Source organism: Polaromonas sp. (assembly GCF_013817205.1).
Lineage (GTDB): Bacteria > Pseudomonadota > Gammaproteobacteria > Burkholderiales > Burkholderiaceae_C > Polaromonas.
The window spans coordinates 18,460-31,166 of record NZ_JACDDD010000043.1 but is presented as its reverse complement, the minus strand read 5'-3'; the positions used below and the strand labels follow the sequence as shown (position 1 = coordinate 31,166).

At 61.5% G+C, this 12,707-nt stretch carries 11 protein-coding genes and 1 pseudogene; 8 read left to right on the top strand and 4 right to left on the bottom strand.

The window, feature by feature from the left end; all coding sequences use genetic code 11:
- Positions 1-549 (bottom strand): XdhC family protein (locus tag H0W47_RS11380; protein ID WP_296924367.1); only part of this gene is annotated, 549 nt, incomplete at its 3' end.
- Positions 550-692: 143 nt separating this feature from the next.
- On the opposite strand from H0W47_RS11380, the gene H0W47_RS11375 reads away from it, so the two are divergent.
- Positions 693-1,208 (top strand): hypothetical protein, encoded by a 516-nt coding sequence (locus H0W47_RS11375; RefSeq protein ID WP_296924365.1) that lies wholly within the window; start codon positions 693-695, stop codon positions 1,206-1,208.
- Between the two features lie 125 nt (positions 1,209-1,333).
- On the opposite strand, the gene uraH is transcribed toward H0W47_RS11375, so the two are convergent.
- A complete protein-coding gene (gene uraH / locus H0W47_RS11370; RefSeq protein WP_296924363.1) occupies positions 1,334-1,687 on the bottom strand; it encodes a hydroxyisourate hydrolase in 354 nt (117 codons plus the stop codon).
- A 72-nt stretch (positions 1,688-1,759) separates the two neighbouring features.
- Between uraH and H0W47_RS11365 the strand changes: the two genes are divergently transcribed.
- The 4 genes from H0W47_RS11365 to H0W47_RS11350 all read left to right on the top strand — a co-directional run bounded on the left by H0W47_RS11365 (position 1,760) and on the right by H0W47_RS11350 (position 6,460).
- On the top strand, positions 1,760-2,425 hold the full coding sequence (locus H0W47_RS11365; RefSeq protein WP_296924361.1) for a GntR family transcriptional regulator: 666 nt from the start codon (positions 1,760-1,762) through the stop codon (positions 2,423-2,425).
- Positions 2,426-2,529: 104 nt separating this feature from the next.
- On the top strand, positions 2,530-3,459 hold the full coding sequence (gene puuE / locus H0W47_RS11360) for an allantoinase PuuE (RefSeq protein ID WP_296924359.1): 930 nt from the start codon (positions 2,530-2,532) through the stop codon (positions 3,457-3,459).
- 2 nt (positions 3,460-3,461) lie between these two features.
- Positions 3,462-5,240: a 2-oxo-4-hydroxy-4-carboxy-5-ureidoimidazoline decarboxylase gene (uraD, locus tag H0W47_RS11355; protein ID WP_296924357.1), complete on the top strand. Its 1,779-nt coding sequence runs from the start codon at positions 3,462-3,464 to the stop codon at positions 5,238-5,240.
- Positions 5,237-6,460 (top strand): ArgE/DapE family deacylase, encoded by a 1,224-nt coding sequence (locus tag H0W47_RS11350; protein ID WP_296924355.1) that lies wholly within the window; start codon positions 5,237-5,239, stop codon positions 6,458-6,460. Before uraD ends, H0W47_RS11350 begins: the two co-directional genes overlap by 4 nt.
- Positions 6,461-6,544: 84 nt before the next feature.
- Here H0W47_RS11350 and H0W47_RS11345 read toward each other — a convergent pair.
- Positions 6,545-6,765: pseudogene (locus H0W47_RS11345) on the bottom strand (LysR substrate-binding domain-containing protein); the annotation flags it as partial.
- 297 nt (positions 6,766-7,062) lie between these two features.
- Here H0W47_RS11345 and H0W47_RS11340 point away from each other — a divergent pair.
- Positions 7,063-8,550 (top strand): nucleobase:cation symporter-2 family protein, encoded by a 1,488-nt coding sequence (locus tag H0W47_RS11340; RefSeq protein ID WP_296924352.1) that lies wholly within the window; start codon positions 7,063-7,065, stop codon positions 8,548-8,550.
- Positions 8,551-8,580: 30 nt separating this feature from the next.
- On the top strand, positions 8,581-9,633 hold the full coding sequence (locus H0W47_RS11335; RefSeq protein ID WP_296924350.1) for an ABC transporter substrate-binding protein: 1,053 nt from the start codon (positions 8,581-8,583) through the stop codon (positions 9,631-9,633).
- Positions 9,634-9,890: 257 nt separating this feature from the next.
- Here H0W47_RS11335 and H0W47_RS11330 read toward each other — a convergent pair whose 3' ends face one another.
- Positions 9,891-10,805 (bottom strand): LysR family transcriptional regulator, encoded by a 915-nt coding sequence (locus H0W47_RS11330; protein ID WP_296924348.1) that lies wholly within the window; start codon positions 10,803-10,805, stop codon positions 9,891-9,893.
- 110 nt (positions 10,806-10,915) lie between these two features.
- Between H0W47_RS11330 and gcl the strand changes: the two genes are divergently transcribed.
- The gene (gene gcl / locus H0W47_RS11325) at positions 10,916-12,703 is read left to right on the top strand and encodes a glyoxylate carboligase (RefSeq protein WP_296924346.1); all 1,788 of its coding nucleotides are present in this window, start codon (positions 10,916-10,918) and stop codon (positions 12,701-12,703) included.
- The last annotated feature ends 4 nt before the right edge of the window (positions 12,704-12,707 follow it).

Sequence of the window (12,707 nt, the reverse complement as noted above, 5' to 3'; positions counted from 1 at the left end):
ATTTGGCCCCCACGCTCGCTCACTTCGTGTAGCTTCCTGCCCCCCGAGGGGGTGCATTTTTCCTTGGGGCGGCCCGGCGGAAAAATTTCGTAGCTCTTCCGGAAAAATTCCGTCGCGGCTGTCTATCCAGGTGAGCGCATACGGCAGTCGTGACAACACCTGGACCAGCGCATGCCCCACATGGCCGCCACCAAACAGGGCCAGCGGCTGCAAGTTGACCGAGAGCCGCTGTCGCAAAGCCGCTACATCGGCAGGTCCGACTGATACAAAATGCAAATTCATGACGCCACCGCAACACTGGCCGAGCGATGGCCCGAGCACAAAGCGGCTTTCGGCCTTGGCCGGCCCGACCCGCAGCTGCGCACGTGCCGCCGCCATGGCCTGGTGCTCGAGGTGACCGCCGCCTATGGTGCCGACCACACCCTCGGCAAAAACTGCCATCCAGGTGCCGGTTTCGCGCGGCACCGATCCCTCGGTCGCAACCACCTGCACCAGCACCGCAGGCTCGCAGTCCAGTCGCTGAAGAAAGGCATCCCTGTGATTGTTCACCGTACAAACCCTTTGATACCGGGCCCGATTTTTGAAGCGCCGGGCCGCATAATCCGGGGAAATGACTCCGCCGCCGTTACATCAACTGTCCATGGACAGACTGCACAATAACAGTCGTACGCTGACAAACCACAAGGATACGTATGTCTGAGCCCACCCCCCGCCGTTTCTGGCTGCTGGCCCTGGCCTCCGCAGGGGTGGCCGCCATTGTGTCTGCCTGCAAAACCGCACCCGAAGGTGCCGCCCCCGTCGCCAAACCTGAACCAGTGCCTGAACCGGTGATCGGGCCCATCGCAGGGCCCAGCGGATCCGCGCGCGCCTCGGCGGCCGCCACCCCACGTGCCTACCGCCAAAGCGGCGCCACCCACATTTATGGACTGAATGCGAACCGCATCTATAAAGGCAGAATGCCGCCACTGCTGTATGCCATCGGGGTGATCAATGTCGAAATCAATCAGGTCGGCATCGTCACCAGGCTCGACTGGATGCGGGCCCCGCGCCACGCGCCAGAAGTGATTGCCGAAATCGAGCGCACCATCAAGGCGGCATCTCCGTTTCCGGCCCCCGTGCGGATTGGCAAGGTGGTTTATACCGACACCTGGCTGTGGCACAAAAGCGGCAAGTTCCAGCTGGATACGTTGACCGAAGGGCAGGATTAGGCCCCCGCGCTTTTCACTTCGTGTAATGCGCTGCCCCCCGAGGGGGCGCTGCGCCTGCAGGCCGGCGAAGCCGGACCCGCGGCCCCTGCTTAACAAGATCAAGGTGCCTCTTTCGTGACTGAATCTCAGCTGCCTCGGTACGTGGAATAACTCCAGGGACTCACCAATAGCGGCACATGGTAGTGCTGGCTGGTGTCGGCAACACCAAAGTCCAGGCTCACCTTGTTCAGGAAATTGGGTTCCGGCAATGGCACGCCACGGGCAGCAAAGTAACCCGCCACGTCGAACACCAGCCGGTAGGTGCCGCGCTGCAGGCTGCTGTTGTCGTAAAGCAGGCCATCCGGGCTGCGGCCGTCGCTGTTGAGCACAAAGGCTTTCACCAGAGTCGCCTGCCCGTCGTCGGTGGTGTAGAGCTCGACCGCCATGCCGGCTGCCGGTGTGCCGTGCATAGTGTCCAGCACATGTGTACTCAGGCCCATGAAAGTTTCCCCGCTGTGTGTAGTAAACAGAAGTGTATACACTTTTAAGGGGTTTCGGCTATTATCGAGCGCATGGAAACCTCCACCACCAGCACCATTGTTGAAGCGCTCACACGCGCCATCGTCGATCACCGGCTGCATCCGGGCACCAAGCTGGCGGAGCAAAAGCTGGCCGATCATTTCGGCGTGTCGCGCACCCTGGTGCGGCAGGCGCTGTTCCAGCTGTCGCAAAACAGGCTGATCCGGCTGGAGCCTGCGCGCGGCGCATTTGTCGCGGCCCCGGACGTCAACGAGGCGCGCCAGGTGTTTGCGGTGCGGCGCATGCTGGAGGCGGAAATGACACGCGCTTTCGTGCGCGAAGCCACGCCGGCAAAAATCCGGGCGCTCCGGGAGCATGTAGCCCAGGAAAAAGCCGCCGTGGCCGAAGGCGACGCAGCCGACCGCAACGCCTTGCTCGGCGACTTCCATGTGCGGATGGCCGAACTGATGGGCAACGAGGTGCTGACCCAAATGCTGGGCGAGCTGGTGTCGCGTTGCGCCCTGATCACCTTGATGTACCAGAGCGCCAGCGCAGCAGAACACTCGAGCGAGGAACATGCCGAAATCGTGAAGGCGCTGACGGCCAAAGACGAAGCACTCGCCGTTCGCCTGATGACCGAACACCTGCTGCATGTCGAACAGAATTTGACCTTCGACCGCAAGATCCCGAGCAACGATATCTCCATGGCGCTCTCATGACCACTTCTGCCGGAAACTCAGCAAAATTTTCCGCCGGGCCGTCCCAAGGAAACTTAGCCGCCTCGGGGGGCAGCGTCGTACGCGAGGCGGCGAGCGTGGGGGCAATGTCTTACCCCAGGGATATGGTCGGTTACGGCCGCACGCCGCCGCATGCGCAGTGGCCGGATGGTGCGCGCATCGCCGTGCAGTTTGTGCTGAACTACGAGGAAGGCGGCGAGAACTCGGTGCTGCACGGCGACGCCGGCTCCGAGCAGTTCCTGTCGGAAATGTTCAATCCGCCGAGTTACCCCGAGCGGCATCTGAGCATGGAAGGCATTTACGAATACGGCTCGCGCGCGGGCGTCTGGCGCATCCTGCGGGAATTTGAAAAACGCAAACTGCCGCTGACCGTGTTCGGCGTCAGCATGGCCCTGCAGCGGCATCCGGAACTGACAGCCGCTTTTGTGGAGATGGGCCACGAGATCGCCTGCCACGGCCTGCGCTGGATCAACTATCAGAATGTGGACGAAGCCACCGAGCGCGAGCACATGCGCCTGGGCCTGGACATCATCACGCAGATGACCGGCCAGCGCCCGCTGGGCTGGTACACCGGCCGCGACAGCCCGCGCACGCGGCGGCTGGTGGCCGACGATGGCGGCCTCGAATACGACAGTGATTACTACGGTGACGACCTGCCCTTCTGGATGAGAGTGCAGCGCAGCGATGGTACGCAGGTGCCGCGCCTGGTGGTGCCCTACACACTGGACACCAACGACATGCGCTTCGCCCTGCCCCAGGGTTTTTCGCAGGCCGAGGACTTTTTCACCTACCTGCGCGACAGTTTCGATGCCCTGTATGCCGAGGGCGACCCGAACGGTCTGAATACGCCCAAGATGCTCAGCATAGGCTTGCACTGCCGCCTGCTGGGCAGGCCCGGCCGCATCGTGGCGCTGCAGAAATTCCTCGACCATATCCAGCAGCATGACCGTGTCTGGGTCTGCCGCCGCATCGACATTGCCCGTCACTGGCAGAAATTCCACCCTTTCACAGAATGACCATGACCCTGACCCTGGAACAATTCAACGCCGCCCCTGCCGACGACGCTGCGGCCTTGCTGGAAGGCATTTACGAACACTCCCCGTGGATTGCCGAGGCAGCGCTGGTACAGCGGCCGTTCCGGTCACTGGCGCATTTGAAACATGCCATGGCCCGCGTGGTTCATAACGCGGGCGATCAAGCCCAGCTCGCCCTGATCAACGCCCATCCCGAACTCGCCGGCAAGGCCATGGTCAGCAAGAGCTTGACCGCTGAATCGACGAATGAACAAAACAAGGCGGGGCTGACAAGCTGCAGCCCTGAAGAGCTCGAAAAAATCCAGACGCTTAATGCCGCCTACAACGCCAAATTCGGCTTTCCCTTCATCCTCGCGGTACGCGGTCCGCGCGGCGCCGGTCTGTCGCGGCAGGAAATCATCGCCACCTTCGAGCGGCGCCTGGCCCACCACCCCGACTTCGAGCGGGGCGAAGCCCTGCGTAACATCCACCGCATCGGGGAGCTGCGCCTGAACGACAAGTTCAGCGTCGAGCCCCGATTGGGCCACCAGGTCTGGGACTGGCAGGAACAATTGAGCGCTTTCAGCGATCCGGGCTACCTCGAAAAAGGTCAACTCACGGTGACCTACCTGACCGAAGCACACCGGTCGGCTGCACGGATGATTGAACAGACCATGCGCGACTGTGGCTTCGATGAAGTGGTGACAGATGCCGTCGGAAACGTGGTGGGTCGCTACAGGGCTTCCACGCCAGGCGCCAAAACATTGATGACCGGCTCCCACTACGACACCGTGCGCAACGGCGGCAAATACGATGGCCGCCTCGGCATCTTCACGCCGATGGCTTGTGTGGCCGAACTGTCGCGCCAGGGAAAACGCCTGCCCTTCGACTTCGAAGTCATCGCTTTCGCTGAAGAAGAAGGCCAGCGTTACAAGGCCACCTTTCTCGGCTCTGGCGCATTGATTGGCCAGTTCAACCCCGCGTGGCTGGACCAGCAGGATGCGGACGGCATCAGCATGCGCGAAGCCATGCAGCACGCCGGCCTGCCGGGCGCGCTGGAAGCGATTGCCGGCTTGCAGCGGAAGCCGTCCGACTACCTGGGATTTGTCGAGGTGCATATCGAGCAGGGCCCGGTGCTCAATGAACTCGACATTCCGCTGGGCATCGTGACATCGATCAACGGCGGCGTGCGTTACCTCTGCGAAGTCGTTGGCATGGCCAGCCATGCCGGCACCACCCCCATGGACCGGCGCCGCGACGCGGCTGTCGCCGTGGCGGAGCTGGCGCTGTATGTAGAGCAGCGCGCCGCCCGCGACGGCGACTCGGTCGGCACCATAGGCATCCTCAACGTGCCCGGCGGCTCCATCAATGTCGTGCCGGGCTGCTGCCAGTTCACGCTGGACCTGCGCGCGCCCAACGATGCGCAGCGCGATGCCATGGTCAGCGATGTGCTGGCAGAGTTGCGCGCCATTTGCGAAAGGCGCGGTGTGCGCCATACGGCGGAAGAAACCATGCGCGCCGCGGCCGCCCCGAGCGCACCCGCCTGGCAGCAGCGCTGGGAACGCGCAGTGGACAGCCTCGGCGTGCCGCTGTATCGCATGCCCAGCGGCGCCGGCCACGATGCGATGAAGCTGCACGAAATGATGCCCCAGGCCATGCTGTTCGTGCGCGGCCAGAACTCGGGCCTGAGCCATAACCCGCTGGAAAGCACAACCAGCGACGACACGCAGCTTGCCGTCGAAGCCTTCCAGTTTTTTCTCAACAACCTTGCCGCCGCAACATGACCGACTACGACAAACTTGATACCTGGATTGATGCCCACTTCGACGAGGAGGTGCGCTTTCTGCAAGAACTGATCCGCGTTCCCACCGACACGCCGCCCGGCAACAATGCACCGCACGCTGAACGCACGGCCGAATTGCTCAAGGGATTCGGCTTCGAGGCCGAGAAACATGCCGTGCCGCAAGCCGAAGTACAGGCTTGTGGTCTGGAGTCGATCACCAACCTGATCGTGCGTCGCCACTACGGCGAAGGCAAAACGATTGCGCTCAACGCACACGGCGACGTGGTGCCGCCCGGCGAAGGCTGGACCAAGGACCCCTACGGCGGCGTGATCGAGGACGGCAAGATTTATGGTCGCGCCGCGGCCGTGAGCAAGTGCGACTTCGCGACCTTCACCTTTGCCGTGCGGGCGCTGGAATCGCTGAGCGCCAAACTCAACGGCAATATCGAACTGCACTTCACCTACGACGAGGAATTCGGCGGTGAAATCGGCCCGGGCTGGCTGCTCAAAAACAAGCTGACCAAGCCCGACCTGATGATCGCGGCCGGCTTCAGCTACCAGGTCGTCGCGGCCCACAATGGCTGCCTGCAAATGGAGGTAACGGTCAACGGCAAGATGGCGCACGCCGCCATTCCCGACACGGGTGTGGATGCCTTGCAGGGCGCGGTGCAGATTCTGGGCGCACTGTACGCCCAGAACACGCTGTACAAGCAGATCTGCTCCCAGGTGGAGGGCATCAAGCACCCTTACCTGAATGTGGGCCGCATCGAAGGCGGCACCAACACCAACGTGATCCCCGGCAAGGTGGCATTCAAGCTGGACCGCCGCATGATCCCGGAAGAAAATCCTGTCGAAGTGGAAGCCAACATTCGCCAGGTGATTGCGGACGCCGCCGCAACATACCCAGGCATCACCGTGGATATCAAGCGCCTGTTGATGTCCCACGCCATGAAACCTCTGGCGGGCAACAAGCCCTTGGTCGATGCCATCCAGAAACACGGCGAGCAGTTGTTCGGTGAACCCATCCCGGCCATGGGTTCGCCGCTGTACACCGACGTGCGCCTGTACGGTGAAGCCGGCATCCCCGGCGTGATCTACGGCGCCGGACCGCGCACCGTGCTCGAGTCCCACGCCAAACGCGCTGACGAGCGCCTTGCACTGGACGACCTGCGCAAGGCGACCAAGGTCATCGCCCGCACGCTGCGTGACTTGTTGGGCTGAAAAACGCTCTCTTTTTGATAGCTGCCTGCGCATGCTGGAAAAGGGCCGGAGGCCTTTTTTGCCACAAAACCGCTGGTTGTATGCTTTCGGCAAGGTTTCCCACCAGCGCTCGGCAAAACGCCCCTGCAAATAGGCGACGAAGGCCTCCACCTTGCCGGGCACCAGCCTGGGCAAGGGAAACACTGCGTGGATCTCCTGCTCCGGCAGGCCGTGGTCGGCCAGCACTTCAGCACCTGCCCGGTGGCCAGCGAACCGGCCGCCACATAACGCGGCATGGCGGCGATGCCCAGGCTGTTGCGCGCTGCCAGTTTAGCGAAGCAGGTATTCCCAGCGTGATTTAGGGCGCAGGGTCGCCCACAGCGTTGCAATCACACGCAAAACCAGCGGACAAGTCTGGGGCGGGAAGACCTGGACGCGCTACAAAAGCGATCTCGCCCACCCTGCACACACTACTGGGCTGAATTTCGGGCTGGATTACCTGTACGGCAGTTAAAACTGAGTTGACGGTTTAGAAAGCATGCATGGGGACAATCTGTATACACATTACCAATTTAATTGTATACAGTTTAGTGGGCACATTGGTCCACACAAGGAGCTACCCCATGACCTACCCCGTCCACCCAGTTGACGAACGCCTTCCCGGAGGCAAGCTCGCCGCCCTTGGACTCCAACACGTGTTGGTAATGTATGCGGGCGCTGTTGCCGTTCCTCTGATCGTGGGCCGCGCACTTAAGCTCAGCCCCGAGCAAGTCGCGATGCTGATCTCGGCCGACTTGTTCTGCTGCGGTATCGTCACGCTGATTCAATCGCTGGGGGCTACCCAATGGTTCGGAATCAAGCTACCCGTCATGATGGGCGTTACCTTTGCGTCCGTCGCACCGATGGTTGCCATGGCCAACGCCACACCTGGCACGGAAGGAGCGGGGCTGATCTTCGGCGCCATTATTGGTGCCGGTGTGATTTCCATCGCCATCGCCCCCATCGTCAGCCGCATGCTTCGCTTTTTTCCGCCAGTGGTCACGGGCACGATCATTGCGGTGATCGGCATCAGCCTGATGCGTATCGGTATCAATTGGATCTTCGGCAACCCGTTCGGCCCCACAGCACCCAACGTCGTCAGCCCGGACCATGCCAAGTGGCTGGCCGACGTCGGCGGCATGGCCAGCGCGGCCGGCACAACCCTACCTGCAGTTCCCAAGGGGCTAGCCTTGGTGGGTACCGTGCCAAACCCCAAATACGCGCCACTGGCGCACATCGCCATCGCTTCGGTGGTGCTGGTTTCCATCCTGTTAATTGCGAAGTACGCCAAGGGCTTTATTGCCAACATTTCAGTACTTCTGGGCATCATCATCGGGGGGGTGATTGCCACGGCGGCCGGCCTCATGAGCTTTGACAAGGTAGGCAAAGCGTCCTGGTTTGATCTGGTTCTGCCGTTCGAGATTGCCACCCCAGTGTTCGACCCGATTCTGATTCTCACCATGAGCTTGGTCATGATTGTGGTGATGATCGAATCAACCGGCATGTTTCTGGCGCTGGGTGACATGACGGGCAAGAGGGTTGACAAGAGAATGCTCACGGCCGGTCTGCGCACCGACGGACTGGGCACCCTGATAGGGGGCATTTTCAACACTTTTCCCTATACGAGCTTCTCGCAAAACGTGGGTCTGGTAGGTGTGACCGGTGTCAAGAGCCGTTTCGTTTGCGTGGCCGGCGGCGTTATCCTGATCGTACTGGGCTTGCTGCCCAAGATGGCTGCGCTGGTGGAATCACTACCAACCTTTGTGCTGGGTGGTGCTGGGCTGGTCATGTTCGGTATGGTGGCCGCGACAGGTATTCGCATCCTTGCCAATGTGGACTACCAGACAAACCGCAACAACCTATTCATTGTGGCGGTGTCTATTGGCTTTGGCATGATTCCCTTGGTAGCCCCCAGCTTCAAGCAGTGGCTGCCTCATGGGCTGCATCCACTGATCGAATCGGGCATTTTGCTGGCGTCACTCAGCGCCGTCCTGCTCAACCTGTTCTTCAACGGGGCGAGGGAAGACACCGACGCCATCATCCAGGCGGCTAGTCACGCCGACGTACATTGACCCAGCCACAAGAGCCCCGAAGGAGTCGACATGAATTGTCTTTTTGTGCGATCAGTAGTTCTAACCATCTTTTCCCTGGGCGCCTGCACCGTCATCCCTGCGCAGGAAAGAGACCTCCTGATTGGAGCAAGCCTTCCACTCACTGGGCCTAATGCTGCGGCAGGCCAGGAGGGACTGGCTGTTGCGAATGCCGTGTTCGAATCCGTCAATAAGGCCGGTGGCATTCACGGCCGACGAATCGTCTTGAAGGCACTGGATGATGGCTTCAATCCGCAAACAGCGGCTGCCAATGCCCGCCGGCTGTCTGAGGACAAGGTGCTGGCCCTTTTCAACTGCTGGGGCACTTCCAGTTGCAGCGCAATGATGCCGGTAGTCAACGAGCAAAAGGTAGCAATGATTGCTGGAATCGCTGGCGGCGGCATCATGCAGGCAGACCCCGGCCGTTATGCCTTCAACGTGCGCCCCACGACGGAGCATGAGATCCGGCGAATGGTCAGCCAGATGACTACGGTGGGGCAGCGGAACATCGCGGTGGTCTATCAGGCCGATGGGTTTGGTCAAGGTGGCCTCATATCGGCGCGCTCCGCCCTGTCCAAAGCTGGCATAAAACCATCTCGTGAACTCGCACTGGAGGCCGATGCTGTAAATGCGGGTGCGGTGATTGCCGAGTTGCGCAAGGCTGAGGCCAACGGTGTCATCCTGATTGCTTCACCCGCACCCACGGTGAAGTTGATCTCGCAAGCCCGTCAAACTGGAATGGCAACCCCCTTCTACAACCTGGCAGCACAGGCCAATCAAAAAGTTGTGGCCGATCTCGGAAAACACACCCAGGGCGCAATATTTACAACCTTAGTACCCAGCCCATGGCGCATTCAACTCCCCGTCGCGAAGGAGTACCAGCAACTCTACAGCGCCGCCACCGGAAAAATCGACTACTCCTACATCGGGCTTGAGGTTTTCATCAACGCCACGCTTCTGGTGGAGGGACTTCGAGGGGCCGGACGAGATCCAAGCCGCCAAAGCCTGATTGCCGCGCTGGAAACTATGGAGAAGAAGACCTATGGCGGTATGTCCGTCAAGTAGACACCCAGTGATCGCAAAGGGTCTGGCTACGTCGGATTGACGATCATCAACGAGCAAGGCCGGTTTGTCGAATAAACGGAAAGCGTCATGGAGTTGCAGTATCCGCGCCGAATTGCCACTCCCATTTACCCCAATGGATTTTGCTGATCGAGATTTTCATGAAGAGTAACAGACCCCAATTTCCGCAAGGCATCCTCGCTGGTCGAGCGATTAGTCGCGGTTATGAAAAGTTCGAGTGGTAACTCGCGGCCTGCCATTCACGCTTTCGGCAAGGTTTCCCACCAGCGCTCGGCAAAACGCCCCTGCAAATAGGCGACGAAGGCCTGCACCTTGCCGGGCACCAGCTTGGGCGAGGGAAACACTGCGTGGATCTCCTGCTCCGGCAGGCTGTGGTCGGCCAGCACTTCCAGCACCTGCCCGGTGGCGAGCGAATCGGCCGCGACATAACGCGGCATGGCGGCGATGCCCAGGCCGTTGCGCGCCGCCGCCAGCACAGCCGACAGGTTGTTGGAGCGCAGCCGCCCTGCTACCGGCACCGTTACCGCGTCGCCCTTGACAGAGACCAAGCGCCAGACGTCGTCGCCCAGTACGCTGCTGTAAATCAACGCGGCATGGCCGCTGAGGTCTCGCGGCTTTTTCGGCGTGCCGTGTTTCTTGAGGTAACGCGGCGCCGCCACCATCACCCACGGATTGGCACCGAGATAACGCGCACCCAGGCTGGAGTCTGCCAGCTTGCCCATGCGCACCGCCACATCCAGACCCTGCGACACCAGATCGGTGTAGCGGTCCTCGAAACTCAGATCGAGCAGCACCTGCGGGTGACGCTTCATGAAGTCCAGCGCCAGCGGCACAATAACGCGCCGGCCAAAGGCCACCGAAGTGCCTATGCGGAGCATGCCCTGGGCCTGGCTCTGGCGCAGGCGCACGATGTTGTCGGCCTCCTCGGTCTCGCGCACGATGATCTTGCACTTCTCGTAATACAGCGCGCCCGATTCCGTGAGACTCACGCCGCGGGTGTTGCGGTTGAGCAGGCGCACGTTCAGCCGCTCTTCGGTGGCCGCGATCTGTTTGGAAACCGTGGGCTGTGTGGTCGCAAATTCGCGCGCCGCTTTCGAGAAGCTGCCGGTTTCCACCACCCGCACAAACATGTGCATGACCTGCAATCTGTCCATGGCCTGATGATAGTCACTTATTCCATGGCGGAATAGCTTTTATGGCTTGCATCAGCCTTCTGCAAAACGCAGCGGCTGCCTACAGTCGAGCCTCCAACAGGAGACAAGACATGGCAAGAATGACAGCCGCCCAGGCCGCCGTCTGGGTGATGGAAAAGGAAGGCGTGACGCAGGCCTTCGGCATCCCCGGCGCGGCCATCAACCCGCTGTACTCCGCACTGCGCAAGCAAGGCACCATCAGCCACATCCTGGCCCGCCACGTCGAGGGCGCTTCGCACATGGCCGAGGGTTACACCCGCGCCGCCGCCGGCAACATCGGCGTGTGTATTGGCACCTCCGGCCCGGCCGGCACCGACATGATCACCGGGCTGTATTCGGCGCAGGCCGACTCGATACCGATTCTGTGCATCACCGGCCAGGCGCCGCGCGCGCGCCTGCACAAGGAAGACTTCCAGGCGGTGGACATCGAGTCCATCTCCAAACCGGTGACCAAGTGGTCGGTCACCGTGCGTGAACCAGCGCTGGTGCCGCGGGTGTTCCAGCAGGCCTTCCATGTGATGCGCTCGGGCCGCCCCGGACCGGTGCTGATAGACCTGCCTTTTGACGTACAGATGGGTGAGATCGAGTTTGACATCGACACTTATGCGCCGCTGCCGGTGTACAAACCTGCCGCCACACGTGCGCAGATCGAGAAGGCCCTGACCATGCTCAACGAGGCGGACAAGCCGCTGATTGTGGCCGGTGGCGGCATCATCAATGCCGACGCGTCGGAGTTGCTGGTGCAGTTTGCCGGCCTCACCGGCATCCCGGTGATCCCGACGCTGATGGGCTGGGGCACGATCCCCGACGATCATCCACTGATGGCCGGCATGTGCGGCCTGCAGACCAGCCACCGTTATGGCAACGCCACCATGCTGGCTTCGGACTTTGTGATCGGGATCGGCAACCGCTGGGCAAACCGCCACACCGGATCGGTGGAGGTCTACACCAAGGGGCGCAAGTTTGTGCACGTGGACATCGAGCCGACCCAGATCGGCCGCGTGTTTTCGCCGGACTTCGGCATTGTTTCCGACGCCAAGGCTGCGCTGGAGCTGTTCGTCGAAGTCGCCACCGAATGGGCCGCCCAGGGCAAGCTCAAGGACCGTGGCGAGTGGGCCTCGGCCTGCCGTTACCGCAAGGGCACCCTGCTGCGCAAAACCAACTACGACAGCGTGCCCATGAAGCCACAACGCGTGTACCAGTGCATGACGCGCGCCTTTGGCGAAGACGTGTGTTACATCAGCACCATCGGCCTGTCGCAGATTGCGGGTGCGCAGTTCCTGCATGTCTACAAGCCGCGCCACTGGATCAACTGCGGCCAGGCCGGCCCGCTGGGCTGGACCGTGCCGGCGGCGCTGGGCGTGCGCGCGGCCGACCCGACCCGCAAGATCGTGGCGCTGTCGGGCGACTACGACTTCCAGTTCATGATCGAGGAACTGGCCGTCGGCGCGCAGTTCAAGCTGCCCTACATCCACATGGTGGTCAACAACTCCTACCTCGGGCTGATCCGTCAGGCGCAACGCGGCTTCGAGATGGACTACTGCGTGCAACTCGGCTTCGACAACATCAATACCGACGAGGACGAACCGGTCAGGTCTTACGGCGTGGACCACGTCAAGGTGGTCGAGGGCTTGGGTTGCAAGGCCATTCGTGTGCACCGGCAGGAAGAGCTGGCACCAGCCATCACGCAGGCCGAAGCCTGGATGAAGGAATTCCAGGTGCCGGTGGTGATCGAGGTGATCCTCGAGCGCGTCACCAACATCGCCATGGGCACCGAGATTGACAACATCATCGAGTTCGAAGACCTGGCCGCCAGCCGTGAAGATGCGCCCACCGCCGTTGCCGCCATGCTGGACTGAACTC

Excerpts from the sequence above, each read along its gene's own strand:
- H0W47_RS11375 (WP_296924365.1), top strand. The coding sequence starts at position 693 with ATGTCTGAGCCCACCCCCCGCCGTTTCTGGCTGCTGGCCCTGGCCTCC.
- uraH (WP_296924363.1), bottom strand. The coding sequence starts at position 1,687 with ATGGGCCTGAGTACACATGTGCTGGACACTATGCACGGCACACCGGCA.
- H0W47_RS11365 (WP_296924361.1), top strand. The coding sequence starts at position 1,760 with ATGGAAACCTCCACCACCAGCACCATTGTTGAAGCGCTCACACGCGCC.
- puuE (WP_296924359.1), top strand. The coding sequence starts at position 2,530 with ATGTCTTACCCCAGGGATATGGTCGGTTACGGCCGCACGCCGCCGCAT.
- uraD (WP_296924357.1), top strand. The coding sequence starts at position 3,462 with ATGACCCTGACCCTGGAACAATTCAACGCCGCCCCTGCCGACGACGCT.
- H0W47_RS11350 (WP_296924355.1), top strand. The coding sequence starts at position 5,237 with ATGACCGACTACGACAAACTTGATACCTGGATTGATGCCCACTTCGAC.
- H0W47_RS11340 (WP_296924352.1), top strand. The coding sequence starts at position 7,063 with ATGACCTACCCCGTCCACCCAGTTGACGAACGCCTTCCCGGAGGCAAG.
- H0W47_RS11335 (WP_296924350.1), top strand. The coding sequence starts at position 8,581 with ATGAATTGTCTTTTTGTGCGATCAGTAGTTCTAACCATCTTTTCCCTG.
- H0W47_RS11330 (WP_296924348.1), bottom strand. The coding sequence starts at position 10,805 with ATGGACAGATTGCAGGTCATGCACATGTTTGTGCGGGTGGTGGAAACC.
- gcl (WP_296924346.1), top strand. The coding sequence starts at position 10,916 with ATGGCAAGAATGACAGCCGCCCAGGCCGCCGTCTGGGTGATGGAAAAG.